Source organism: Acinetobacter sp. 1124_18A, assembly GCF_052824995.1.
The window spans coordinates 137,243-160,549 of record NZ_VTDF01000003.1 but is presented as its reverse complement, the minus strand read 5'-3'; the positions used below and the strand labels follow the sequence as shown (position 1 = coordinate 160,549).

25 protein-coding genes and 2 pseudogenes are annotated in these 23,307 nt (G+C 38.0%); 18 read left to right on the top strand and 9 right to left on the bottom strand.

Going from position 1 to position 23,307, the window contains the following annotated elements; genetic code table 11:
* Window positions 1–116 precede the first annotated feature (116 nt).
* The 6 genes from FY048_RS08435 (at window position 117) to FY048_RS08410 (ending at window position 6,027) form a co-directional block, all read left to right on the top strand.
* A complete protein-coding gene (locus tag FY048_RS08435) occupies window positions 117–980 on the top strand; it encodes a metal-dependent hydrolase (protein ID WP_446090826.1) in 864 nt (287 codons plus the stop codon).
* 154 nt (window positions 981–1,134) lie between these two features.
* Window positions 1,135–1,725, top strand: a complete 591-nt coding sequence (locus FY048_RS08430; RefSeq protein WP_446090825.1) for a LemA family protein — start codon at window positions 1,135–1,137, stop codon at window positions 1,723–1,725.
* Window positions 1,726–1,749: 24 nt separating this feature from the next.
* Window positions 1,750–2,832, top strand: a complete 1,083-nt coding sequence (locus FY048_RS08425; protein WP_446090824.1) for a TPM domain-containing protein — start codon at window positions 1,750–1,752, stop codon at window positions 2,830–2,832.
* The gene (locus FY048_RS08420) at window positions 2,826–3,386 is read left to right on the top strand and encodes a TPM domain-containing protein (RefSeq protein WP_446090823.1); all 561 of its coding nucleotides are present in this window, start codon (window positions 2,826–2,828) and stop codon (window positions 3,384–3,386) included. The genes FY048_RS08425 and FY048_RS08420 overlap by 7 nt, the downstream gene beginning before the upstream one ends.
* A 349-nt stretch (window positions 3,387–3,735) precedes the next feature.
* Window positions 3,736–4,218, top strand: coding sequence for a pilin (locus FY048_RS08415; protein WP_446090822.1), 483 nt, complete (start codon window positions 3,736–3,738; stop codon window positions 4,216–4,218).
* A gap of 180 nt (window positions 4,219–4,398) precedes the next feature.
* On the top strand, window positions 4,399–6,027 hold the full coding sequence (locus tag FY048_RS08410) for a Wzy polymerase domain-containing protein (protein WP_446090821.1): 1,629 nt from the start codon (window positions 4,399–4,401) through the stop codon (window positions 6,025–6,027).
* A gap of 43 nt (window positions 6,028–6,070) precedes the next feature.
* Here the strand turns inward: FY048_RS08410 and bfr are convergent, their stop codons facing one another.
* From bfr to gmk, 7 genes and pseudogenes are all read right to left on the bottom strand, one after another.
* Window positions 6,071–6,535 carry a heteropolymeric bacterioferritin subunit Bfr gene (gene bfr, locus FY048_RS08405; protein WP_003653790.1) on the bottom strand — a complete coding sequence of 155 codons (465 nt, stop codon included), beginning with the start codon at window positions 6,533–6,535 and terminating at the stop codon, window positions 6,071–6,073.
* 245 nt (window positions 6,536–6,780) lie between these two features.
* Entirely contained in the window at window positions 6,781–6,975 is a 195-nt protein-coding gene (locus FY048_RS08400) for a bacterioferritin-associated ferredoxin (protein ID WP_004639703.1), read from the bottom strand.
* A gap of 219 nt (window positions 6,976–7,194) precedes the next feature.
* Complete coding sequence (locus FY048_RS08395) at window positions 7,195–7,578, bottom strand: RidA family protein (RefSeq protein WP_002116996.1); 384 nt, start codon at window positions 7,576–7,578, stop codon at window positions 7,195–7,197.
* 143 nt (window positions 7,579–7,721) lie between these two features.
* A complete protein-coding gene (locus tag FY048_RS08390) occupies window positions 7,722–9,827 on the bottom strand; it encodes a RelA/SpoT family protein (protein WP_446090820.1) in 2,106 nt (701 codons plus the stop codon).
* 39 nt (window positions 9,828–9,866) lie between these two features.
* Window positions 9,867–9,956, bottom strand: a pseudogene (locus tag FY048_RS08385) (hypothetical protein); the annotation flags it as partial.
* A gap of 80 nt (window positions 9,957–10,036) precedes the next feature.
* Entirely contained in the window at window positions 10,037–10,315 is a 279-nt protein-coding gene (gene rpoZ / locus FY048_RS08380) for a DNA-directed RNA polymerase subunit omega (RefSeq protein WP_002116990.1), read from the bottom strand.
* 72 nt (window positions 10,316–10,387) lie between these two features.
* Window positions 10,388–11,017: a guanylate kinase gene (gene gmk / locus FY048_RS08375; protein ID WP_446090819.1), complete on the bottom strand. Its 630-nt coding sequence runs from the start codon at window positions 11,015–11,017 to the stop codon at window positions 10,388–10,390.
* A 122-nt stretch (window positions 11,018–11,139) separates the two neighbouring features.
* Between gmk and ispH the strand changes: the two genes are divergently transcribed.
* Window positions 11,140–12,090: a 4-hydroxy-3-methylbut-2-enyl diphosphate reductase gene (gene ispH / locus FY048_RS08370; RefSeq protein ID WP_016140003.1), complete on the top strand. Its 951-nt coding sequence runs from the start codon at window positions 11,140–11,142 to the stop codon at window positions 12,088–12,090.
* On the opposite strand, the pseudogene FY048_RS08365 reads toward ispH, so the two are convergent.
* Window positions 12,056–12,357 (bottom strand): annotated as a pseudogene (locus FY048_RS08365) (hypothetical protein); the annotation flags it as partial. The gene ispH and the pseudogene FY048_RS08365 overlap by 35 nt on opposite strands.
* On the opposite strand from FY048_RS08365, the gene FY048_RS08360 reads away from it, so the two are divergent.
* The 11 genes from FY048_RS08360 (at window position 12,263) to rplS (ending at window position 22,225) form a co-directional block, all read left to right on the top strand.
* Complete coding sequence (locus FY048_RS08360) at window positions 12,263–12,703, top strand: pilus assembly FimT family protein (RefSeq protein WP_252061039.1); 441 nt, start codon at window positions 12,263–12,265, stop codon at window positions 12,701–12,703. The pseudogene FY048_RS08365 and the gene FY048_RS08360 overlap by 95 nt on opposite strands.
* 14 nt (window positions 12,704–12,717) lie before the next feature.
* Window positions 12,718–13,209, top strand: coding sequence for a type IV pilus modification protein PilV (pilV, locus tag FY048_RS08355; protein ID WP_446090818.1), 492 nt, complete (start codon window positions 12,718–12,720; stop codon window positions 13,207–13,209).
* Entirely contained in the window at window positions 13,202–14,119 is a 918-nt protein-coding gene (locus FY048_RS08350; RefSeq protein WP_446090817.1) for a PilW family protein, read from the top strand. Before pilV ends, FY048_RS08350 begins: the two co-directional genes overlap by 8 nt.
* Window positions 14,116–14,805 (top strand): pilus assembly PilX family protein, encoded by a 690-nt coding sequence (locus FY048_RS08345; protein WP_446090816.1) that lies wholly within the window; start codon window positions 14,116–14,118, stop codon window positions 14,803–14,805. Before FY048_RS08350 ends, FY048_RS08345 begins: the two co-directional genes overlap by 4 nt.
* Before the next feature lie 25 nt (window positions 14,806–14,830).
* Window positions 14,831–18,877 carry a PilC/PilY family type IV pilus protein gene (locus FY048_RS08340; protein ID WP_446090815.1) on the top strand — a complete coding sequence of 1,349 codons (4,047 nt, stop codon included), beginning with the start codon at window positions 14,831–14,833 and terminating at the stop codon, window positions 18,875–18,877.
* A gap of 12 nt (window positions 18,878–18,889) precedes the next feature.
* The gene (locus FY048_RS08335; RefSeq protein ID WP_446090814.1) at window positions 18,890–19,450 is read left to right on the top strand and encodes a type IV pilin protein; all 561 of its coding nucleotides are present in this window, start codon (window positions 18,890–18,892) and stop codon (window positions 19,448–19,450) included.
* The gene (locus FY048_RS08330; RefSeq protein WP_446090813.1) at window positions 19,450–19,872 is read left to right on the top strand and encodes a type IV pilin protein; all 423 of its coding nucleotides are present in this window, start codon (window positions 19,450–19,452) and stop codon (window positions 19,870–19,872) included. The genes FY048_RS08335 and FY048_RS08330 overlap by 1 nt, the downstream gene beginning before the upstream one ends.
* Window positions 19,873–20,018: 146 nt before the next feature.
* Complete coding sequence (rpsP, locus tag FY048_RS08325; RefSeq protein WP_016140011.1) at window positions 20,019–20,270, top strand: 30S ribosomal protein S16; 252 nt, start codon at window positions 20,019–20,021, stop codon at window positions 20,268–20,270.
* Between the two features lie 21 nt (window positions 20,271–20,291).
* Window positions 20,292–20,840 (top strand): ribosome maturation factor RimM, encoded by a 549-nt coding sequence (gene rimM / locus FY048_RS08320; RefSeq protein WP_016140012.1) that lies wholly within the window; start codon window positions 20,292–20,294, stop codon window positions 20,838–20,840.
* Window positions 20,841–20,882: 42 nt separating this feature from the next.
* Window positions 20,883–21,638, top strand: coding sequence for a tRNA (guanosine(37)-N1)-methyltransferase TrmD (gene trmD, locus FY048_RS08315; RefSeq protein ID WP_446090812.1), 756 nt, complete (start codon window positions 20,883–20,885; stop codon window positions 21,636–21,638).
* 218 nt (window positions 21,639–21,856) lie between these two features.
* Window positions 21,857–22,225: a 50S ribosomal protein L19 gene (rplS, locus tag FY048_RS08310; protein WP_016140014.1), complete on the top strand. Its 369-nt coding sequence runs from the start codon at window positions 21,857–21,859 to the stop codon at window positions 22,223–22,225.
* 52 nt (window positions 22,226–22,277) lie between these two features.
* Here rplS and FY048_RS08305 read toward each other — a convergent pair whose 3' ends face one another.
* Complete coding sequence (locus tag FY048_RS08305) at window positions 22,278–23,219, bottom strand: lipase family alpha/beta hydrolase (protein ID WP_336167309.1); 942 nt, start codon at window positions 23,217–23,219, stop codon at window positions 22,278–22,280.
* Window positions 23,220–23,307: the final 88 nt, after the last annotated feature.

Sequence of the window (23,307 nt, the reverse complement as noted above, 5' to 3'; positions counted from 1 at the left end):
CTACCATTAGTCACTTTGATGCTTTTGGCAAATACAATAAGCTCTTTTGCCCTTTTTAACCTTTAACGGTCACGACATACTCAAAGCTTCCTTCTTCAATACAATAGGTGTTGAATATGAACATCGCAGATATGACGGCAGAAAAATCATATTTAAATCGTCGAAAAGCGTTGGGTATTACAGTGCGTCGCCTTGAATTTAATCCAACGGCGATTAAACGTCACTATTTTGCAAACTCGCCACTTATGTCTCACTTTTTAACTGCACTTTCCTCGACTTTTCCTGTAGGAGAGCAATTTTTTGTAAATAGCGTGCGTAATGTGCGTGATAAAGTCTCAGACCCTCAACTACAAGCACAAATTGCAGCTTTTATTGGACAAGAGGCTATGCATTCCAAAGCTCATAGTGAGTTTAATGAAGCTTGGCGGCGTGATGATTATAATCTGGACAGTTTTCAAAACTGGTTAAATCAGCGTGATAAATATTTAAGAACGATTCCGCCTAAACTACAGTTGGCTCTTACCTGTGCTTTTGAACATTTTACTGCTTTACTTGGAGCATATGTTTTACAGCATCCAGAGTTATTAAAAACGTTAGATCAAGATGCGCTAAAACTTTGGGTATGGCATGCGATTGAAGAAATTGAACATCGTTCAGTAGCATTCGATGTCTATCAGCATGTGTACGGAGATGATCGTATCCGTCGTTTACTCATGCGTAGTGTCACGACAGGATTTGCGAGTCTCGCTTTTTATGGAACCACTCGTTTGTTTTGGCAAGATAAGTGGAATAGCTTACCTAAAATTGGGGGTAATTTGTTTGGGCTGTATTTACTGATGAAAATGCTTGTCCAGTTAATGCCTGAATATTTTTCATATTACAAAAAAGATTTTCATCCTAGTCAAAAGGATTACGGCAAGATGGTCGATTACTGGAAAAGTTCGTTAGCAGAAGAATATCAAATGGCAAGTTTTCAATAAGAAAAACATCCAAGATTAAGTTAATAAATAACCGGATTTAAAAATCCGGTTTTTAAAAATCAATAAAATAAAAGCAACACAATAATGCCAAATTCATCATACAATCGGGTAAAGAGGTTAAAAATATAAAGAAAAACTTGAGGATAATGTGACGATGAAAACATTGAAACAACTCGCAATCGCGACGACACTTGCCAGTACCTTACTATTTTCGGGGTGTGGCTATAACACGTTACAAGTAAAAGATGAGGCTGTAACAGCATCTTGGTCTGAAGTACAAAACCAATATCAACGTCGATCAGATTTGGTACCAAACCTTGTAAATGTAGTTAAAGGTTATGCTAAACATGAAGAGCAGGTATTAACCGAAGTAACACAAGCACGTTCTAATGTTGCTGGTTTAAAGGTTGATAAAGAAGTTTTAGAAGATCCAGCTTTACTTGAAAAATATCAACAGGCTCAAAGTCAGTTAACAGGTGCATTATCTCGACTGATTGCTGTATCTGAAAACTACCCAGATTTGAAGGCCAACACTCAATTCCAAGAATTACAAGTTCAGCTTGAGGGTACAGAAAACCGTATTGCAGTTGCCCGTAATCGCTATATTACAACGGTACAAGACTATAACTCGTATGTACGCCAGTTCCCGCAAGCAGTGACTGCAAAAGTAATTGGCATGCATCCAAAAGCCAATTTCTCAGCAGAAGCTTCTGCACAACAGGCTCCAAAAGTTTCTTTTGATTAATTTAATAAATCAAAGGAGTGCCGTATGAGAAATATTATATTGCTTCAGTCTAAGCAAATTAAGGTCTTTATTACGACCTTAATTTTGCTCTGTTGTGGTGTTCTTTTTCAGAATACGGCATGGAGTGAAAGTAATATTGCAACTGCTATTGATGAGACTGACACAATAGTAGCGGGCAAAATTATTCAAAAGCAGCAAAATCAAGCTACGCTGTCTAAATCGGGTGAACAACCAGCTTCGGACGTTGTTCCTCAGCCTAAAGTCGCTAACGATATGGCAGATGGTGAGTCAATTCGTGGTTTGCCAACTTTAAACCAACCTGTTATTGATCAAGCTAACATTTTAAGTGAGGCTGAGAAGCAGCAGCTCAACCAAAAAATTCTAAGTTTATACCAACAAGGCAAAGCGCAAATTGGTGTCGTTATTGTTCCAACGACGGGCCAAGAAGATATTTTTGATTATGCATTACGAGTGGGTGAACAGTGGCAATTAGGCTCAGCTAAGCGTGACAATGGATTACTCATTGCGATAGCGGTAAATGATCGCCGTATACAAATTTTAACTGGATATGGTTTAGAAGGCGTATTGCCTGATATTGTCGCAAGTCGGATTATTCGAAATCAAATTACACCTTATTTTAAACAAGCCCAATATGCGCAAGGTTTAAATGCGGGTCTTGATGAAATCGGAAGAATTTTAAATCTTGATCCAGAAGTTGCTCAGCAAGCTGCTCAAGATTTAAAAGAAAGACAACACCAAGCAGCAGAAGAGCAACAAGCCAAACAAACAACCCTGACAATGGCTTTATTTATTCTTGTTGCCGGAATTGTTGGTTCATTTATTGTAGGACGACCTCTTAGTGCATCTACTGCTGGTGTTGCTGCCGCCGTAGCAGGTTTTGTAAATGGCGCAGGTCTAGTGACTAGCTTATTACTTGGTGTTGGAATTTTCTTTTTACTCATCACCTCAATTGCTCAACTTATTTTACAGGCTATTTTGAGTGGCTCTGGCGGCGGTGGACGTGGAGGAGGCTTCGGCGGTGGTGGCGGAGGCTATGGCGGCGGTGGAGGTCGTTTTGGCGGTGGAGGTGCTTCAGGCTCATGGTAACAACATCAGAAACAACACAAATTATTACTCAGCCCAAAATTGAGGAATCTGTAGAGCCAAGCCTAAAACGTTGGTTTAAACATTTATGTTATTTTCCGGCTAGTAGTCGTTATTTTTCAAAACAAGATAAGCAAATTATTGCCGATGCTGTACAGCAAGCAGAACATGGACATATTGGCGAAATACAGGTTGTAATTGAAGGCCATATTCCATGTTCACAAGCCTATAGACAAAACACGCGTTTACGAGCACAGCAGTTATTTGCAGAATTAGGCGTTTGGGACACCGCATTAAATAGCGGCGTATTGTTATACCTAAATTTATGTGAACGTACTGTAGAAGTTATATTTGACCGTGGTATTAGAAATGCGACTAATGATCAGGTCTGGCAACAGATTTGTGAGTCGATCATTCAACAACTTAAACAAAAACAATATCAACAAGCTGTAGTGATTGGTGTACAGCAAATTGGAGAGGTGTTGTCACATTTTTATGACGAAAATATGCCCGATCAATCCAATGAATTGGGAAATGCTCCAATTATTATTAATTGAGTTATTTTCTAAAAAGTTTATATCTCATAGTTTTCTCAGTTTTTATTTTTTAGGGTGACTGACAAAAAATGTCACCTATTTATTTATTTTTAAAGAGAATTTTCTTACAAAATCAAATAAAAAAATTGATGGATTTTATTTAATTTTTTTTATATGTGATGTGTTGTGCTAAAAAGTTATATGACGTTTTTTGTCAGTTATTTACAGAGATTTTATATTCAATAAATTGAAAAAATAATATAAGTTTTTGTTTTATAAATAAAATAAAAGTTGGCATGAATGCTGCTATATGGTTGATAGCTGAAAAAGCTTATATAAAAACATACATACAATCTTTGGGGAAAAGGCTATGAATGCACAAAAAGGTTTTACATTAATTGAACTCATGATCGTGGTTGCGATTATTGGTATTTTGGCGGCAATTGCAATTCCTGCTTATCAGGATTACACGGTTAGAACAAAATGGGCATCTAATGTAGCAGATGTGGAAGGTATTAAGTCCGCTATTAAAAATTGTTTAAATGATCAGGCAACAGATGGTACTAAATGCGATACTCTAACTGAGCTTCAGGGGTATGATTTTCCTGGCACAGCTTTACCTAGCCCTAGCTATGCTACAGCTGCTGTAACAATTACTGGTACCGCTCCAGCAGCAGCCTCAGGAACTGCTCCAGCAGCGCCAGGTAAAGTAAATATTGCATTTACAGGAACATCTGAAGTGAAATCTCTAGTTTTTAATGCAGATTGTAGTGTGAATGCTGGCGGTAATTTCGAGTGTACTAAAACTACTACTGATACTTTGGATAAATATATGAAAGGTAGTAAGCGTTAATTTGTATCTAATTAAAAATAAAAAAGCGCCTTAAGTAAGGTGCTTTTTTATTTTATAAGTTGAAGTTTATCTAACTGTATTGCTTTTAAAATTAGCTTAATCTCCTTTATTTCTTGTTAAGATTATCCTTCCCTATTTCCATGTATAATTCTTTCAAGTTTTAGTCTTTAACCTGTCACTATGCAAGTATTCTTCCTATTCCTCGCTGCAATCCTGTTAGGTTTTGCATGGTTGTCTCCATTTCACTATAGTCCTTGGGTTATGTTTTCAAGTGAAGTGAGTACTTTTGGGGCTGGATTATGCGTATTAGCTGCCCTCATTCAGCAAAATATTAAAATTCCTAGAGCACAACTGTTGTTGCTGCCATTTACTTTAATTCCAATGGTGCAGTGGGGTTTTGGTCTAGTTTTTGATTTGAGCACAGCCTTATTGAGTTCATTTTACTTGTTAGGTTTTTGGTTTATGGTCTTGGCTGGCTACAACCTGTCTTTAGATCAACAAAAGCGAGATCAAATCTTTTCTGGTTTTAGCTTACTTGTAATTATTGTATCGCTTGTTACTAGTTTCATTGCAATTTGCCAATGGTTGAATATTGAGTCTCATATTCCGTATGTGCTTAAGTTGCTGGGTAATCGTCCTTACGGTAATTTTGGTCAACCCAATAATATGGCAACCTTTTTAATTATTGGATTATTAGGGTGTTTGTATTTATATGAAAAGAATAAAGTCACAATCTGGTTGTTGCTGCCTTCAACGCTCATTATTTTATTTACGGTCGCATTGAGTCAGTCAAGAACTTCATGGATAGTTTTTCCATTTTTACTTATCTATTGGGTGATCAAGCAGTTTAGAAAGCAAAAAAGATTTGGATTTGCTCAAGGCTTCTTGTGGTGCTTAACATTTTTCTTAATTGCTGGATTAATCTTACCTTATATTACTCAATTCATTGAATTCTCTACAAATACACAGATTACTGAAACAAGTACATTTGTTGCTCGTGCAGGTTCGGGGCATGAGCGTGTAGGCATGTGGATACAAATATTACATGCCATAGCACAGCAGCCATGGGCGGGGTATGGATGGAGTCAAACAAGTGTCGCTGTAGTCGATAGTATTCAATATGGAACTGTACATGTATGGTTTAATAGTGCCCATAATGTACTGCTTGATTTAATTGTTTGGAATGGTATTCCATTAGCAGCTGTAATTATTGCTTACTTTGCGTGCTGGTTCCTTTGGTTAAATCAACAGGCTAAAGAAACTATCTCAATTATAGCGATTATGATGGTGTGTGCAGTGTTTATTCATGCCATGTTCGAGTTCCCACAGCGCTATGCTTATTTCTTACTTACCTGTGGTTTCTTGCTCGGTATTGTTCAGGCGCAGACTCCAGTACTCAAGGGAGTTGTACTCAATAAGCAACTTTTTCGCTTAATATGGGTAGTTAGTTTGCTGCTTATTATTGCGATTTTACGTGATTACAATGTGTATGTTCTAAATAGTAATTTACTTTATAAGAATAAAAAGCCAAATGCAGAGTTCATGGGAAGCAGTAAAATTTTTGTTTTAACGCAGTTTGAAGAGCGTTTAAAATGGATTGAACTTAATCCAAAAACTAAATTACCTGAAGCTGATCTAGTCCAGTGGGGGAACTCGGTAAAGAATAAAGCAACTCCATATAATCTACGTAAATATGCAAAATTGCTGGCTTATAATGGAAAACCAGAGCAAGCAGAGCAGCAATTATTAATTTTAAAGCATCTCTATAAGCAAAAAATAACGCTACCAGAGTTATTAAAAGAAAAGTAATAAAAAAATCCCCTTGTACTCAAGGGGATTTTTTTATGAGAAATTACATCTGACTCTGGATGTAATTTTCAATGCCAACGTTGCCGATAAGGTCAATTTGAGTATCTAACCAGTCCCAATATTCTTCTTCTTTTTCTAAAATTTCTTGAACGAGATCACGAGTTACATAATCTTGTTCTGTTTCAGCGAGTGCAACTGTTTTTTGAATCGCCTCTATATTTTCTTTCACTTTACGAATGTCACAGTGTAGGACTTCTTCGGTGTGTTGGCCGATATAAAGTTTGCCTAAATGCTGAAGGTTAGGAAGGCCTTCTAAAAACAAAATACGTTCAATAATTTTGTCTGCATGCTTCATTTGACGAATTGATTCTTTATATTCGGCAGAACCGAGCTGTTCAATTCCCCAATCATTAAACATGCGTGAATGTAAAAAGTATTGATTAATTGCAGTTAAATGATGGTACAGCACTTGGTTAAGCTGATTAATGACATCACGATTGCCTTTCATTGTAGCTACTCCAAAACAATTTCTGCCTTAATCCAATTAAGGCAATCTATAAAACCATTTTAGTGAACAATCATGGATATGGCGAGTAATTTATGGAACAGCAAATGAAAATCGCAATCAAAAACAACACAATATTAGTACAGGAGAGTTTCCTGCCAAAAAAAACCGCTTGAATGAGGAACTATTAACGTTCCGCAAAAAGCGGTGGAGGAGCTAATAAATACGGTTAAATGTTTATAATTTTTTTAAGCAGCTACGGAAATACGAGCAGCGATTTCTGATAATTCTTCACTAATAATAGCACGTGCTTCTGGTGCACAGCGTCCACAGCAAGTACCGAGATCAAGCAAGTCACGAATTTCGCGATAGCTTTCAGCGCCATTTTCAACAGCGTCTTTAATATCTTGATCGGTAATGCCACGACACAAGCAAACGTACATGGGAGTGATCCCCAAATATAAATGCGATAATTGATATTATTGATAATTATTATCGTTTGTCAATGAAATTCATTTAAAATCTCATTTATTATTATTGGGATTTTGGATAAAAAAATACCACCTGAGCGGAAATCTGAGTGGTGTTCAGATTTTAAGCAAGGGTGGTATCTAATTTAGAGCTGAATATTTTTTAATTTCGAGTGTTTAATATTTTGTATCTTATTGATTGATAATAACAATACCATCCATCTCTACTAATGCACCTTTAGGTAGACTAGCTACACCTAATGCTGCACGGGCAGGATACGGTTGAGCAAAATATTCACCCATAATTTGGTTTACAAGTTGGAAATTTGATAAATCGGTTAGGAAAATATTAAGTTTGGCAATGTCTGCAAGTGAACCACCAGCAGCTTCACAAACCGCTTTTAAATTATCAAATACACGGCGAATTTGAGCTTCGATACCTTCTACAAGTTCCATACTGTATGGGTCTAAACCAATCTGCCCTGATAGATATAGCGTATTGTCTACTAAAATAGCTTGAGAGTATGTGCCGATAGCAGCAGGGGCATTTTCAGTATGAATCACTTGGCGGGACATTTGGTTCTCCTTGATTAAATCTCTTTCCATCATAATCGATGATAGGTTTGGACAAAAGTATCATCGATTTAATTGATTAAGTGAATTTGGAAAGTTTGATTTTGTTAAAGAAACATAAACCTGACCAATAGCTTTTGTAAAGATTAGCTTACTTTTGAAACTTCCATTTGGGGATTAGCAGCATCCAAACGTTCAATACGCGGGAAACCATAATGCATACGTAAGTCACGGATGACTTTTGCAATATGTTTACGGTTGTTGACTACAATATTAACAAAAGTTCTTTGCTCATTTGAATGAACCATCTCTACCCCAGCATTATTTTTACGACATTGATAGATCAGGTCTGATACCTGTTCATCATTCATTGCCATATCTATAGCGAGGTAGGCGGTAAAACGTACATCATCTACATCATCTGCTTTCCATTGAAGCGGCATAATATTTTCAGGATGTAGATGTTGTTCATGTAGCAAGTTATGGCAGCGGATGCGATGCACAATTAACCCACGACGTGTTAAGTGCCCCTGAATGGGGTCACCCAAAACTGGATTGCAGCAATGCGCATATTTAACGTCGATACCTTCGGTACTCTGAATAAGTCGATCTGAGTTTTCTACTTGTGGATGCTTGTCATGAGCAAATAGGTGATTAGCCACAAGTTGAGGAAGTAAGTCACCAACCGCAATTTGTTCAAACAATGTATTCTTGTTATCGATATGACGCCACTGCAGTAAATCTAACCAGTCAGCATCCGAGAGATCACTGATCGAACGATTGAAGAGTTTTAATGCGCGGGAAAGTGCTTGCTCACCGACAAGACGCTGTTCTTCAATTTCCTGATCTTTAAGAACATGTTGTAAAGCACGACGCGCTTTTTGCGTATTAATAAAGCTTAACCAGTCTGGATTTGGTGTTGCTAAAACATCCGTAATAACTTCGATAACCTGACCGCTAATTAATGGTGTAGATAATGGTTTAATCTCACCATCCACTTTTGCACCAACTGCATGGTTACCTAAAAATAAACTTGCTGAATAAGCAAAATCAACTACGGTAGCACCTTGTGGTAACTCGTGGAGTTGACCATGTGGTGTGTAAACCCAAATTTTTTCTTGATGTAAGTAATCTAATAAATCATTGAAGGTCGTTTTTGCACATTCTCCATCGATAAGTGTATTCAGGTTTTGCATAGAGGCCTGAATGGCTGAACGACAAGTTTGTGGGGCATTTTCACCAAGCACTACCCCAAAACGAGCAGCTTTACGCATAAGCTCGGTTTGAATGGTAAGAGATAGTGTAGTTTTTTCGCCTTTAAGTTTAATCAGTAAAGATTGGTTACCACCCGGTAGCGGACGACGGATATGGTCCTGATATTGAATGACCTGAAAGTTTTCTCTTAAAGCATCAACTAGACGGTCACAGTCAGCAATTGATTGTAAAACGATCTCAAAAGCATGACTATGGGTAAGCTCTTGTAAGTCCATCTCATTTTTGACGAAATGGCGTAATAATTCGATATTGTTATTTTTCTTTTTAATGCGGCCTTGAATGTGATAATTGTGGAGAAGTTCAGCGAGGTTTTGTTCCCAGATACTTTGATATTTACATCGCTCTGGTTTAGTTACACGTAGTGCATTTTGCACATTATCAAACATATCAAGATCAAGATTTTGATAACAAAGATTTTCTAGATTATCACCCATTTCATTCATGCCGACTAATCTTGCCATTGGCACAAAGATATCAAGCGTTTCTTGCGCAATGCGGGCGCGTTTATCTGGACGTAAAGCACCTAGCGTTGTCATATTATGATAGCGATCGGCTAATTTAATAATAATGACACGCGGGTCCTGTAGGGTTGCTTGCAAGATTTTTCGGAATGAGGCGGCTTTGTTATATTCTTTATCACTGGACTGGCTAAGTTTGGTTACACCGTCAACCAGCTCGGCAACTGTCAGTCCGAACTTTTCAGTAATATCTTCTTTTGTATATTGAGTGTCTTCAATAACATCATGCAAAAGGGCTGCCATTAAGGTTTCAGCATCTAAACGCATGTTCGCAAGAATGCAGCTAACAGCAATTGGATGCAGAATGTAGGGTTCACCACTTTTACGTGTAATGCCACTATGCGCTAGATCGGCAAAATCACAGGCAGCAAGCACTTTCTCGACCTCACTTACCGATAAGTAAGGGTCGACAATCAATTTAAGCTGTTGCTTGGCTTGGCTGACCTCTTCGCCTGGCATAAATCACCCTTTTTCCTAATGCTGAGAAACTAAATCTATCTACTTCTTAATGAAAAGCATATTGCGGAACTTGTCAATTTTTTCATTTGAAAAAGTGTGTTTTTTTTTCAATGAAAATAATTGCTTTTTTCAATATCTTTAAATTCAAGGCAAAGCCAAATAAAAAACCACCGCAGAAAAACGATGGTTTTTTTATTAAACAGAAAGAATTAGAAAGAAAAACCTTCTAAATTCAAGCTGTTTGTAGAAAGAGCAAGATCAAGACTAGAAGTTTGATAATCTTGTTCACGTTGCTTAAGAATTTCCTTAGTAACGTGACCTGCCGCGATTTCGCGCAAAGAAACTACAGTCGGTTTGTCGTTATCCCATTCTACAGTTGGCTCCATGCCTTGACGTGCCAATTGACGAGCACGCTTACTTGCAACGAGCACAAGCTCAAAACGGTTGTCTACATGATCTAAACAATCTTCAACGGTGACGCGTGCCATAAAAGTTCTCGTTTTGGAATGGTGAATTTGAACAGACTAAACAGTATAAAAGGCTTTCGATCTAGACTCAAGTTATTCCTGTTTTGGTTGAGGAGTAATCAAGTCTTGAATTAATGTTTGATAACGTTTCGCTTGCTGAGATAGCACTAGACGGTTTGCTGTAATTACAGCTTCAATCTCATGTAAAGCTTTATTAAAGTCATCATTAATAATGATGTAATCAAAGTTCGTAAAATGCTGCATATCTTCAACTGCACAGCTTAAACGATGTTCAATGACTTCAACTGAGTCTGTGCCGCGGTTAGATAAACGCTGACGGAGGTCAAACTGTGTTGGCGGTAAAATAAATATTTGCTTGGATTCAGGAAAAAGTTTGCGAACTTGCTCTGCACCTTGCCAATCAATTTCAAGTAGAACATCGTGTCCCTGAGCTAACTGTTGTTTTACAGTTGCTTGAGAAGTGCCATAGTAATTACCAAATACTTCAGCGTATTCAATAAAACCGTCATGGTTGACCTGGTCTAGAAATTCATCTTTTGTAGTGAAGTGATAGTGAACACCATCTAACTCACCGGGACGTTGACTGCGGGTAGTATGTGAGACTGAAACATGTAAATTGCTCACACGGTCAAGCAGGGCTTTCACCAAAGATGTTTTGCCCGTTCCTGATGCAGCAGAAACGACAAACAATAGACCCGACATGATATTTTTCCTGATATGATAAAATATCTTCGCTATTGTAGTGTACCGTGCGTTTAAACTGAATAGTTTTAATTGCAAATATTCAAGAGAAATTCCCCTGTTTTATTAATTTTGAGGCTGTTATGGAAATTGTGTTAGCTAATCCGCGTGGTTTTTGTGCCGGTGTTGATCGAGCCATAGCAATCGTCAATCGGGCTTTAGAATGTTTTAATCCGCCTATTTATGTACGTCATGAAGTTGTACACAATAAATTTGTGGTAGATGACTTGCGTCAAAGAGGGGCGGTTTTTGTTGATGAACTAGATCAGGTTCCAGATGACTCAATTGTAATTTTCAGTGCGCATGGTGTTTCAAAAGCAGTTCAGCAAGAAGCGGAGCGCCGAGGCTTAAAAGTTTTTGATGCGACCTGTCCTTTGGTTACTAAAGTTCATATTGAAGTGACTAAATATGCACGAGAAGGTACTGAAGCCATTTTAATTGGTCATGAAGGGCACCCAGAAGTTGAAGGAACCATGGGCCAATATGACAAATTGAAAGGTGGTGAGATTTATCTGGTTGAAGATGAAGCTGATGTTGCTGCATTGGCAGTAAGACATCCTGAAAAACTTGCATTTGTAACTCAAACAACTTTATCTATTGATGATACAGCTAAAGTTATTGATGCTTTGCGTGCAAAATTTCCTCATATTCAGGGTCCGCGTAAGGATGATATTTGCTACGCAACTCAAAACAGACAAGATGCTGTACGTGACTTGGCAGAACAGTGTGATGTGGTCTTGGTTGTAGGTTCACCTAACTCATCAAATTCAAATCGTTTACGTGAGCTTGCAGAGCGTATGGGTAAAGCTGCTTACCTTGTAGATAATGCTGATCAGTTAGAACGGTCATGGTTCAATGATACGTGCAAAATTGGTGTGACAGCGGGTGCTTCAGCGCCAGAAATTCTCATTAAGCAAGTAATTCAACGTTTACAAGACTGGGGCGCACAAGCACCTAAAGAATTAGATGGACGTGAAGAGAACATAACTTTTAGTCTTCCTAAAGAATTACGTATTCATGTGACTCAAGCATAAAGTGTGACTTGTTTAACATACTGATTTTAAAATAGTAAAACAGATAATTGTTGATATGACGATTATCTGTTTTTTTATACCCTTTATCTGCTTTGTATTTGTTTTGTAAATCTAAACCGTAAAATTTAAATAATAAATAAAAAATTCTTAAGTTTATTTGGGGTTTAAGGGGATGAGGGGAATTATTCCGCAAGAAGGGTTCACCTTGGTTGAGCTCATGGTGACGATTGCAGTAATGGCTATTATTGCGATGATGGCTGCACCGTCTTTTACTAAAACGATTCGTAAAAACGAATTGACCGTTGATACTAGTAATTTTGTTAACTTACTGGCTGAAACACGTTCAGAAGCTGTATTTAAACAAACTAATCGAGTGTTGGCTTTAGATAGTAGCGTGACAACCTTTTATAAAAAATGGATACCTTCTAGCCGCGTTGAGAAATACACAGGTGCTGCAAGTATTACGTATAACCGTCAGGGACAATCTACAGCAACTACAAACTTATGTTTTGTATTTCAGCATACTTCAGATAACACTTTAAAATCCTATATTTATGTGCAAAAAGATGGCATCGTTTTTTATGATAAATCGGCAACCAGCTGTCCGAATTAATTGGGGAAATAATAATGATAACGTCTCAAAAAGGTGCTGGTTTAATGGAAGTGCTTGTTGCATTACTTTTATTGAGCATTGCTGTACTGGGTTTTGTTGCTTTACAAATACGGGCAGTTGCTGCAAGCACTGAAGCAGGTCAGAACATTCAAGCAACCAATATAGCCCGAGATTTAGCAGAGCGTATGCGTGTAAACCGAGGTGGTTTAAGTAAGTATGGGGATATGGGTAGCACTGAAATATTAACAAACTGTTCTACCACATCTTGTGATGCTGATCAGATGGCAAAATATGATTATGCTCAGGTCAAACAACGTGCTACAGACTTAGGTATGAGTCTTGCCATGTTGGATTGTCAAGGTTCTACGTTAATTCGTCAATGCATATATGTAGCATGGGGTGGTACAACTGCTACAAATGGAAGTGGTGGTTCAAACTGTACCAATGGCACAGCCTATGTACCTGATGCCAAATGTATCATTATGGAAGTTTATAACCATGATTAAACCTCAACAAGCTTTTACTCTGATTGAACTCATGGTTGCTTTAGCGCTTGGTTTACTTATTGTTGCTGCAGGGCTTGCTGTTTTTTTAAGTAGTCAGCGCTCAATGGGACTACAAAGTAGTTTAGGAGGCTTACAGCAAAATGCCAATTTTGGACTTTCATCTTTAACACATGATTTACGACATGCAAATTTGAATACCCCATCGAGTCAATATGTAAATAATAAAATGATCGGCTCAGGTATCATTTTTGCGAAAGAAAACCTTCCTAATAGTTTGCAAAATATTCCCAATTTAGAAACTAAATTTGTGTCTTTACAAGGGAAAGATACTGATAACACTTCTGGGGAAAGTGATCAATTAACTATTCAATATGTGCCTGCTGCAAATGAAATTATAGATTGTGAAGGAAATTCGATTACCAATGCGCAGGCTAAAACTATTGTGCAACGCTATTTCTTAAAAGAGATTAGCACGTCTACAGGTGAGCCAGTTTCTTATTCATTGGCTTGTGATGCGGGATGGTATGCGAATGGCAATACCGCAATTACTGGTCTAGATAATAATGCTCAGCAAATTATGCAATACATTGATGCTTTTAAAGTGCGATTAGGTGTTAAAAATTTAGTAAATAATAATTTGCGTTATATGACTTTAGATGAATATAAAGCTGCTATGGGTAGTAGTGTGACTGATCCCAAAAATTATTTACAAGTGGTTTCAGTTGAAATTGGGATGTTAGCGCGTTCAACTGGAAAAATTGGTTCTGATTCAAATGTAAACACCCAGAAGACATTTAACTTGGCAGGACAGACTGTGACATTAAATGGAACAGATGCAGTCAATCAAAAATATTTACGACAGGCTGTAAGTCAAGTGGTGGCATTAAGAAATACATTGGGGGCATCATGAGAACAAAGCAGTACGGTGCAACACTCATTGTTGTTCTTATTATTTTAATTATGGTGACATTACTTGGAACACTTGCCATTAAATCGGGGATATTAGGCTTAAAAATTGCGACAAATAGTCAAGTAAATGCCTTATTGCTCGAAAACTCTGATGCAGCATTATTTAATATTGAGAACCCAGCAAAGATTGAGCAGCAACTGGCTTTAAATGGCATGTTTGCCTATTTTAACTCGGCAGATAATGCAAAAGATGAACTGGTATTTTGTTATAAGGCATCAGAAAGTACATTTTTTAGTTTGCAAAAAGCAAGTGTGATTACTTCTGATGGTGGCATAACGAAAATTGGGGTGGAAGGTTTTTGTAAGTCCAATTGGTTTGCAACAGGTCGTTCAGCTGTTTTATCTCAAATTTATTTAACTCGTGCAGCAACCACTGCAACTCCTTTTGGTAATGCGCCTTTAGGTACAAGTCAAGGGCAAAGTAGTATTCCTAGTATTTCAAATAATATTGGAGCTACTGTGATTTCTGTATTGCCAAGTTTTTCTGGCGCAAGTAGCTCAAGTATCGAGGCTTGTTTCAAAAAAAGTGCATCGGAAGTCGCAGCCTGTTTTGAAACTATAAATATACCTTACAACATGCAGCATGCAGATTATACCGTTGGTGGTTCGCCAAAGTTGGCATCGTAATATAGAAAGATTGGGGATTGAGAAAATGATGAACTTAAGTCAAAAAAAATGGCTTTCTATAACGATGTCCGCATTAATGACATTTACGACTTGTTATAGTGTTTCGAGCTATGCCAGTGATATTGATATTTATAAATCGGGCTTTACACCTAAACCTGTTGTTATGTTTGCATTAGACAATTCAGGATCTATGTCGGGTAAAAGAAGTGCTTTTGATTTAAAAGATTCTATGCAGGCGGTATTGCTTGGTGATGGTGATAAAATTAAACCAGCAAGGAATATTCGTGCAGGATTATCTACTTTTGAAAGCCCTCCATGGTATCCAATAAAAAATAATGATAATACGACTCTTTATTATACGGCAGTCCATCCTGCGACCAGTAGTGCTTCTTCTGATAGTTCAATAACTGCGCCACGTCGTGATGCCGGATATATTGCCCGACCAGCCCAGCTGTTGGACGATAAGGTAACTTATCCTTCCTCTCGTAAAGATTTATTTCCAACTAATGGTGATGTGATATTTAAGAGTAGTAATAATCAGCCAGTGGTATCAGGCGGGGCTTCCACCATAAATACTGATGATAAAAAAGTATATATTCGTTTTCAAGTGGATGTTCCGAGAGGAGCTACGATTAATTCTGCCTATTTGGAACTGCGGTCTAATATTGATAATGGAGCGAATAAACTAAAAGTTAGAGTAGCTAGGCATAGTGATTTATATATGTCAAATCCATCGGTTACAAGATTGCAATCCTACACTGGAGCTGATACATCAAAAACGATTCAAACAGGAGTAGATAATAATTATTTAACAACAATATTTTCTAATGCAACAACTCAAAGAGCTATAAATGCTTATAAAAATAGTTATGCAAATGATAATGTATCAAATCCAATGAATGTTTACTCTATGGATATTAAGAGTGAAATGGAGGAGTTAATTAAGAATAATAATAATTGGTGCGGAATGGGAGATATTATTTTTGAATTGTCTCGAGATAGTAGTAAAAACTATACTTTTTATTCTGACCGCGAGGATAGGGTAAATCCACACTTATATATTGATTGGACGCTCGATGATAATGCAAAACGCGCCAATAACTGCATGTTCACGGATACAAAACGTTCGTCTAGTCAGCGTATAACTAATCTAGGTAGTGTTGGTTCTGTAAGTACTATGACAGCAAGACAAGCGATGAATTTGCAAGTTCAGCGAATTATTACAGATACTGCTACTCCATCTGCACAATTGTATGCAGAAACAATAGCATATATGTTAGGGAATAGTACTAAACCATTAACTAATACTAATCCAGCAAACACTTCTATTGATGTTGCACAACCTGGTTTGACAACTGGCAGTGGTAATACTATTAAATATCTGAGTCCAATTGATAGTATACGTAATTATGTAAGTAATTCTACGAATGAGACTTATGCGAGTGTATATCATAAAGAACAAGAATGTGGTCAACACGGTATCTATTTTTTAACTGATGGTGAGGCGAATGCGCCTACTGCTAATGATAAGTTGTTTGCATCTTCAATGGGGTTGTCTTCCATTTCCTGTAATAGCTTTGATAGTTGTGCTCAATTCATGGCAAAGGGACTGCTGAAAACAGCTGGAAACCCTTTTAGTAATCGAGAAGTAAAAATTAAGACGTATACAGTTGGTTTTAATTATACAGGAAGTGCTTTATCAAATTGGGCTACTGCTGGTGGTGGGCAGTATACCTCTGTAAGTTCAAGTGATTCTGGTGGAGCAAAAGCTGGAGTAGTGTCTAGTATCAATAAATTCCTTGACGATGTCTTTGATCAAAATATTCCTCCTGTTGTTACAGGCTCACCAACATTGCCACAGGATGCATTAAATCCTCTGCGTATCCAGCCTTATGGCTATTATGCTTCATTCAATCCTAAACCTCAGGACAATACTCAAATGTGGGCCGGCAATATGGATAAATACCATGTGCTTAATGGTCAATTGTATGGAGCTAATAAGACGACCGGAATATTCAAAGATGGTTCATTTAATCAATCTGTAGAAGGTATCTGGAGTGGTGGAGTAAAAGGTCAGTTACCATTAGGTATTCATTTAAATACAGACAATATCCAAGTGGAAAATAGAACAATTTATACTAACCGGGAAATTACAGGAAGTGCAGCATCTTATACAGCAAATGAAATAAAATCATTGGAAAAGGTTACTTTACAAAATCTATTTGCTATTAACCCAAGTGATTCAACTCTATTTACTAATGATCCTGCTAAGAACTATTGGCTAAATTTATTGGGTTACAATGTTGGAGTGGATGAAGCTGTTGATTTAAGTGATGTGATTGGTAAAACAGAACTTCGCCAGATTGGTGCAGTTATGCACTCAGCTCCAGTTTTACTTACTCAAGAAGGTAAAATTACAATTACAGATGGACAGTTAGACACTACCAGTCGTAAAGATTACTTGTTATTTGGCACCACACAAGGACTTTTACATGTGGTAGATGTTAAAACAGGTAAAGAGATTTTTGCTTTCGTACCCAATGAAATGATGCAAAATGAAAAACAAAGAACAGCTTTCTTACAAGAAAAGTCAGATAGTCCAGAATTACTTTATGGTATAGATGGTCCTTGGACAGCGCATACCCAATACATTGCAAAGTCAGATGGAACACTCACGGTAAATGAGTCTGGGCGCACTGTAACAGATAGTACGAGTGGTAAAGACATTGCTTTAAAAGGATTGCAGTGGGTTTATGGTGGTTTACGTATGGGGGGACGCAGCTACTATGCATTGGACTTGTCTGATTTAACCAATCCTGAACTCAAATTTCATATTAATCCAGCTGGTGCAGACAATACAGATGGGACACTAAATACTAATAGTGCATTAAGTTATATGGGGCAAAGTTGGTCAAAACCAACATTAGCTTATGTTAATTTTGGTGGTGAAAAGAAACTGGTCATGTTTGTCGGTGGTGGTTATGACACTGGTTATGAATTGCCTAATTATAATCAGACCAACAGTAAGGGTGCAGGCGTCTATATGTTTGATGCCAACAATGGTAATTTACTTTGGTGGTCAAGTGCTAATGCATCTACAGATAAAGGTGCACAAGCATCAACTCAAAATAATGATTTAAAATATAGTGTAGTTAGTCAAATTAATGCTGTAGATCGTGATAGTGATGGTTTAGTTGATCATCTGTATTTTGGGGACTTGGGTGGCCAAGCTTTCCGTATTGACTTAAATAATACAACTACAAACAAATCTGATTTTGCAACACATGTAGTACGTTTACTTAATCAACATGTTGATAGTGATGGTACGAGCCCACGTTTTTATGAAATGCCAAGTTTCTCTGTCTCTAGGGATGAAAGTGGTTCACTTGTTGGTATTGTTGCACTCAGTTCGGGTAACCGTAGTTCACCCTTATCGGGCACTGTTGGTAAAAATAATACGACTGATTCAGCTAGTGCAAGTGATGGTGTATTTATTGTTTTTGATAAAGATGTAGTAAAAACTGATTTATATAGTTTAGACAATACTAAATTGAGTACAAAAGATATTAGTGTTCTTGATTCTTTAAATACATATTTTACCAAGACCTTTACTGGTGATGATTATAAAAATGGAGTAACTGTAGCTGGGCATAATGGCTGGAAATATATATATTCTAATAGTGCTGGTGTATATAAAGGTATGAATGGGCTTTATGCATTAGATGGCATGCTTTATGTCAATATATTTCACCGTGATGGTAATGGTATTGGTAGTACATGTACCGGTGGGGTAAAAGGCGATTCTAAACTCTATCAATTTTGCTTGCCAACTGGAAAGTGTAGTTTTTATGATAGCTCTACAACTCAACCGAATAATACAGATTTAGGTGCTGGTATTTTGGGAACAGGACTTGGAGCCTATTCTGGTAATGCTACGGGTAATAAGCTGATAAAAAATGTAGTTTCAACTGATCGTGATTGTACAACAGCAGCTAATAAAAATTTACCAGAATGCCAATTGTTCAATACTACTGCGAAGTTGCAACATTTGCGTTGGTATGAAACACGTTAAGGGGAAGTCAGGTTGAAACAACGAGCTTTTACTCTGCTTGAGCTAATGGTCACTGTGGTGATTATTGCGATTTTAGCTGCTATCGCGTATCCAAGTTATACGCGATACATTGAAAAAAAAGATCTAGCCGTAGCAAAACAAGAGGCTCAGCATATTGCTACGGAGTTAGAGCGTTTTAAAGCTAAAAACTTTAGCTATAAAGGTTTTGATGCGACTTACCTTTATAATGCTGGAGCGGTCACTCCTTATGATAAAACTACGGGTAAATTGCTGTTGCCGTTGAGTGCTACAGCAACTACAGCAAAATACACATTGACTCTATTAGATGGCAGCCAGCATTTACCTTTATCTATTTTAAAGGACTCTGATGATAAAGAGACGACAGATTCAGCGAAAGTACAGGGCTTAAGTTGGGTCATTGTTGTTGAGCGTGCTAAGGATAGTAGTGGCGAACCTAGGCAAGCTAATAACTATGATTTACTTATAAACAGTGATGGTTTTCGTTGTATGACAAAAGTTAAAGATGTAGTCAGCGCATATACAAACTGTGGTAGTAATAGTGAGACATGGTAATGAAAAAATATGAAGGTTTTACCCTCATAGAGCTAATGATTGTGGTTGCTATTATTGCAATTTTGGCAGCAATTGCTTATCCCTCATATACACAGTATAAAATTCGTGGAAATCGTGCAGATGTGCAAAGTGAAATGATGCAAACAGCACAGCGTCTACAAAGTTATTATGTGATTAATCATAATTATACTAGTGCAATGCTAGATAATGGTTTAGCTAGTAAAGATTATCCAGCATCCAATCCAATTTATACTATTGCATTAGTCACAAATTCTCAAACATGGACGCTTACAGCAACTCCTAAAACAAATACGATTCAAGCTGGAAACGGGACTGTACTTTTGAACAGTGAAGGGCAGAAATGTTGGACTAAAGGTCAGTCTTGTACAGCCTCAGCTACATCAAATTGGGATGGTCGCTAATTTAAATTCAAAACTGCGGATAACTCAAAATTTAATCTTTCTTTCAGGGCAAAAATCACGTAGAATGTTGCCCTCTATGAAAGGGGTTTGAAGTGTTGCCGATGGTCGGCGCAGGGATAATCCGTAAGAATTATAAGGCTTTTATCATGGTTGTTATTCGTTTAGCACGTGGCGGCGCAAAAAAACGTCCATTCTATCAAATCGTTGTGACTGATAGCCGCAATGCACGTGATGGTCGTTTTATCGAGCGTATCGGTTTCTTTAACCCGACTGCACAAGGTCAAGCAGAAAAACTTCGTTTAGATGCAGACCGTTTTGCTCACTGGGTTTCTCAAGGTGCTCAACCTTCTGAACGTGTTGCTTCTTTAGCTGCTCAAGCTAAAAAAGTTACTGCATAATTTTTTTGTAGTAGGTAGCCCATGACATCGACACAGAATGTTCCCGAAGATCGTATTCAGATTGGACAGTTACGTTCAGCTTATGGATTGAATGGGTGGCTCTGGGTGTATTCAAATACAGAACCTATGAGCAACATGTTTGACTACCTGCCTTGGTACATTGAGACCAAGGCCGGTTGGCAAACAATAGATGTAAAACGTTGGAAACCACATGGCAAAGGCCTAGTTGTTGCTTTGAAGGATGTGAGTGATCGCACTGGAGCAGAAAACTTGGTTGGCGCTAATATCTGGATTGCTAAGTCTCAACTGCCAAAAGCAGATGTAGATGAGTACTACTGGTCAGATTTAAAAGGCTTAACAGTGTTTGGTCTTGATGATGAAGAGCAGGAAGTAAACTTAGGTAAAATTCATGAGTTGTTTGAAACTGGAGCCAATGATGTGATGGTGGTACATGCTACCCCAGACAGCATTGATTCAGAAGAACGCATGATTCCTTGGCATAAAGATGTAGTACAACGTGTTGATCTTGAAGCTGGTCGTATTTACGTCAATTGGGGCGTAGATTATTAATCCTTTTAGGATTAATACAGCAGGAAAATAGAGGAGTCTGTGATGTTCTTTGCAGTCATTACGCTTTTTCCTGAAATGTTTGAAGCGATTACAGCCTACGGCATCAGCGGACGTGCGGCAAAACGGGATATTGTACAAGTCACTTGTATTAATCCTCGTGATTTTGCTGAGGGAAACTACAAAAGAGTGGATGAACGTCCATTTGGTGGTGGCCCTGGGATGGTGATGATGGCTGAGCCTTTAGCGAAAGCAATAGCGCATGCCAAACAGCTTGCCTCACAAGCAGGACATGTTCATGTTCCTGTGGTGTATATGTCTCCACAAGGCAAAACCTTAAATGAACAGGCAGTACAGCAGTTTGTTGATTACGACGGCTTAATTGTACTGTGTGGACGTTATGAGGGAGTGGATGAACGTTTGATCCAGCATTATGTTGATCAGGAATGGTCAATTGGTGATTACGTTTTATCAGGTGGTGAATTGCCCGCTATGGTGTTACTTGACAGTATTATTCGTCGTTTGCCGAATGTAATGTCAGATGAACAGTCAGCAGTACAAGATTCTTTTGTTGATGGTCTTTTAGATTGTCCACAATATACAAAGCCAGACCATTTTGAGGGGCTGGATGTACCGGAAGTTTTAAAATCTGGACATCATGGCAATATCGAAAAGTGGCGTTTTGTGCAGCGGTATCAACGAACTTTAGAACGTCGACCAGAGTTGGCTGAAAAAGTAGAGTTGAATAAGCAGCAGAAAAAATGGCTAAAAGATGCTAAAAGGAATGGTGGTAATTCTTAACCGCTATTCTCGGGAACGAAAGTTCTGCAACAAAACGAGAAGCAATGCTTCGAGTTAAAGCATGATTCTATTTAATGAATAGTTTTATGTATATTCTAAGGCTCTTTATAGACATGTTGTCGTAAAGGGAAAGATAAACGGGTTGATATGCGCTTTAGCCTCTATCCCCAGCGGAACCTCAGACCTCTTCTGACTCCGCACATATTGGAGATTCCACAATGAGTGGTAAACATCCTTTAGTTCAAATTATTGAAAATGCACAGTTAAAAACTGATATCCCTGCTTTTGCTCCTGGTGACACTGTTATTGTCCAAGTTAAAGTAAAAGAAGGTGAGCGTGAGCGTCTTCAGGCATTTGAAGGTGTTGTAATCGCGAAGAAAAACCGTGGTTTAAACTCTGCATTTACAGTTCGTAAAATTTCTAGCGGTGTTGGTGTTGAGCGTGTATTCCAAACTCACTCACCAGTTGTTGCTAAAATCGAAGTGAAACGTCGTGGTGACGTTCGTCGTGCTAAACTTTACTACCTCCGTGACTTGTCTGGTAAAGCTGCACGTATTCGTGAAAAATTACCAGCTCGTAAAGCGTAAGCTTATACCGAGTAAAAAAATGCGCCTTTTGGCGCATTTTTTTGTTTAAAAATTATAGTCCTTGTAGCTTTAAACGGTTTGCATGTTGACGGTAAACCGAGACAGGGTCTGAGGCAAAAATAGAACGAATTCCCAGCACTTGATTGACTTCATCTAAATGATTCCAGTTGTAATCATCACGAATTGTTTTACCAAATTTGGCGCTGCATCGAGAAACAAGACCATCATTATCACCAAATGGATCGACCACTAAACTACTGCCTGTAAGGGCGATATCAAATGGATCTAATGGATTAGTCAGAGCTTTATTTCCAGAGAAAGAATACATATAAATACCTTTCTCTTGGTATGTTCCTTCTCCACAAGAAGTGGTGGGTACACCCATAGGGAATTGAGCATTAAACTGAGCTGAACCTTTAGTTGATAAGCTATGGGCGCCTGCTAAAGAGTCATGCGGATAGCTAGTCGGATCTAGGCCTCCTGCCCAAGTAATTGCTGCTGAAAACCAGTTTACTAACGTTGCCAAGCCTGAAAGAGGAGTACCCTCAACGTTCAGAATGACATCTGCCATTGGTGAACCCTTATGAGGTGCACCAATCGTGGTAAGTGAGGCAACTTTTTCTGGCATGATACCGGCTACATAGCGAATTGTTGGACCCCCATGGCTATGACCGATTAAGTTGACTTTAGGCTTACCAGTAATGGCAATAATCTCTTCTACTTGCTGTGCAAGTTGTTCCCCACGCACTTCTGTTGAGTTAAATGGTGAGACTCTTGTAGCCCAGACATTTCCTCCATTACGAGCAAGATCAGGAAGAATTTGGTACCAGTAATCGAGGCCAAGTGTATCTGTTCCAACTCGGCTAAAGCCTGCCATACCGTGGTTAAAAACCATTGGATATTTTGTTTGTGCATAAGATGAATATACGAACGAGCTTTTAACTTGTTCAGCATTTGTTGCATGGGCCGCTGAAATACTCAGTCCTGAGAGCATTGCAGCGCAGAAAAACATTAACTTCCTTTTCATTTTTTACTCACTATTTTTATTTTGTATGAAAAGCAGCTTTCTACTGCTAGTGAAT

What these genes read in the sequence shown, in the direction of transcription:
- FY048_RS08435 (WP_446090826.1), top strand. Translation starts at nt 117, where the DNA reads ATGAACATCGCAGATATGACGGCAGAAAAATCATATTTAAATCGTCGA.
- FY048_RS08430 (WP_446090825.1), top strand. Translation starts at nt 1,135, where the DNA reads ATGAAAACATTGAAACAACTCGCAATCGCGACGACACTTGCCAGTACC.
- FY048_RS08425 (WP_446090824.1), top strand. Translation starts at nt 1,750, where the DNA reads ATGAGAAATATTATATTGCTTCAGTCTAAGCAAATTAAGGTCTTTATT.
- FY048_RS08420 (WP_446090823.1), top strand. Translation starts at nt 2,826, where the DNA reads ATGGTAACAACATCAGAAACAACACAAATTATTACTCAGCCCAAAATT.
- FY048_RS08415 (WP_446090822.1), top strand. Translation starts at nt 3,736, where the DNA reads ATGAATGCACAAAAAGGTTTTACATTAATTGAACTCATGATCGTGGTT.
- FY048_RS08410 (WP_446090821.1), top strand. Translation starts at nt 4,399, where the DNA reads ATGCAAGTATTCTTCCTATTCCTCGCTGCAATCCTGTTAGGTTTTGCA.
- bfr (WP_003653790.1), bottom strand. Translation starts at nt 6,535, where the DNA reads ATGAAAGGCAATCGTGATGTCATTAATCAGCTTAACCAAGTGCTGTAC.
- FY048_RS08400 (WP_004639703.1), bottom strand. Translation starts at nt 6,975, where the DNA reads ATGTACGTTTGCTTGTGTCGTGGCATTACCGATCAAGATATTAAAGAC.
- FY048_RS08395 (WP_002116996.1), bottom strand. Translation starts at nt 7,578, where the DNA reads ATGTCCCGCCAAGTGATTCATACTGAAAATGCCCCTGCTGCTATCGGC.
- FY048_RS08390 (WP_446090820.1), bottom strand. Translation starts at nt 9,827, where the DNA reads ATGCCAGGCGAAGAGGTCAGCCAAGCCAAGCAACAGCTTAAATTGATT.
- rpoZ (WP_002116990.1), bottom strand. Translation starts at nt 10,315, where the DNA reads ATGGCACGCGTCACCGTTGAAGATTGTTTAGATCATGTAGACAACCGT.
- gmk (WP_446090819.1), bottom strand. Translation starts at nt 11,017, where the DNA reads ATGTCGGGTCTATTGTTTGTCGTTTCTGCTGCATCAGGAACGGGCAAA.
- ispH (WP_016140003.1), top strand. Translation starts at nt 11,140, where the DNA reads ATGGAAATTGTGTTAGCTAATCCGCGTGGTTTTTGTGCCGGTGTTGAT.
- FY048_RS08360 (WP_252061039.1), top strand. Translation starts at nt 12,263, where the DNA reads ATGAGGGGAATTATTCCGCAAGAAGGGTTCACCTTGGTTGAGCTCATG.
- pilV (WP_446090818.1), top strand. Translation starts at nt 12,718, where the DNA reads ATGATAACGTCTCAAAAAGGTGCTGGTTTAATGGAAGTGCTTGTTGCA.
- FY048_RS08350 (WP_446090817.1), top strand. Translation starts at nt 13,202, where the DNA reads ATGATTAAACCTCAACAAGCTTTTACTCTGATTGAACTCATGGTTGCT.
- FY048_RS08345 (WP_446090816.1), top strand. Translation starts at nt 14,116, where the DNA reads ATGAGAACAAAGCAGTACGGTGCAACACTCATTGTTGTTCTTATTATT.
- FY048_RS08340 (WP_446090815.1), top strand. Translation starts at nt 14,831, where the DNA reads ATGATGAACTTAAGTCAAAAAAAATGGCTTTCTATAACGATGTCCGCA.
- FY048_RS08330 (WP_446090813.1), top strand. Translation starts at nt 19,450, where the DNA reads ATGAAAAAATATGAAGGTTTTACCCTCATAGAGCTAATGATTGTGGTT.
- rpsP (WP_016140011.1), top strand. Translation starts at nt 20,019, where the DNA reads ATGGTTGTTATTCGTTTAGCACGTGGCGGCGCAAAAAAACGTCCATTC.
- rimM (WP_016140012.1), top strand. Translation starts at nt 20,292, where the DNA reads ATGACATCGACACAGAATGTTCCCGAAGATCGTATTCAGATTGGACAG.
- trmD (WP_446090812.1), top strand. Translation starts at nt 20,883, where the DNA reads ATGTTCTTTGCAGTCATTACGCTTTTTCCTGAAATGTTTGAAGCGATT.
- rplS (WP_016140014.1), top strand. Translation starts at nt 21,857, where the DNA reads ATGAGTGGTAAACATCCTTTAGTTCAAATTATTGAAAATGCACAGTTA.
- FY048_RS08305 (WP_336167309.1), bottom strand. Translation starts at nt 23,219, where the DNA reads ATGCTCTCAGGACTGAGTATTTCAGCGGCCCATGCAACAAATGCTGAA.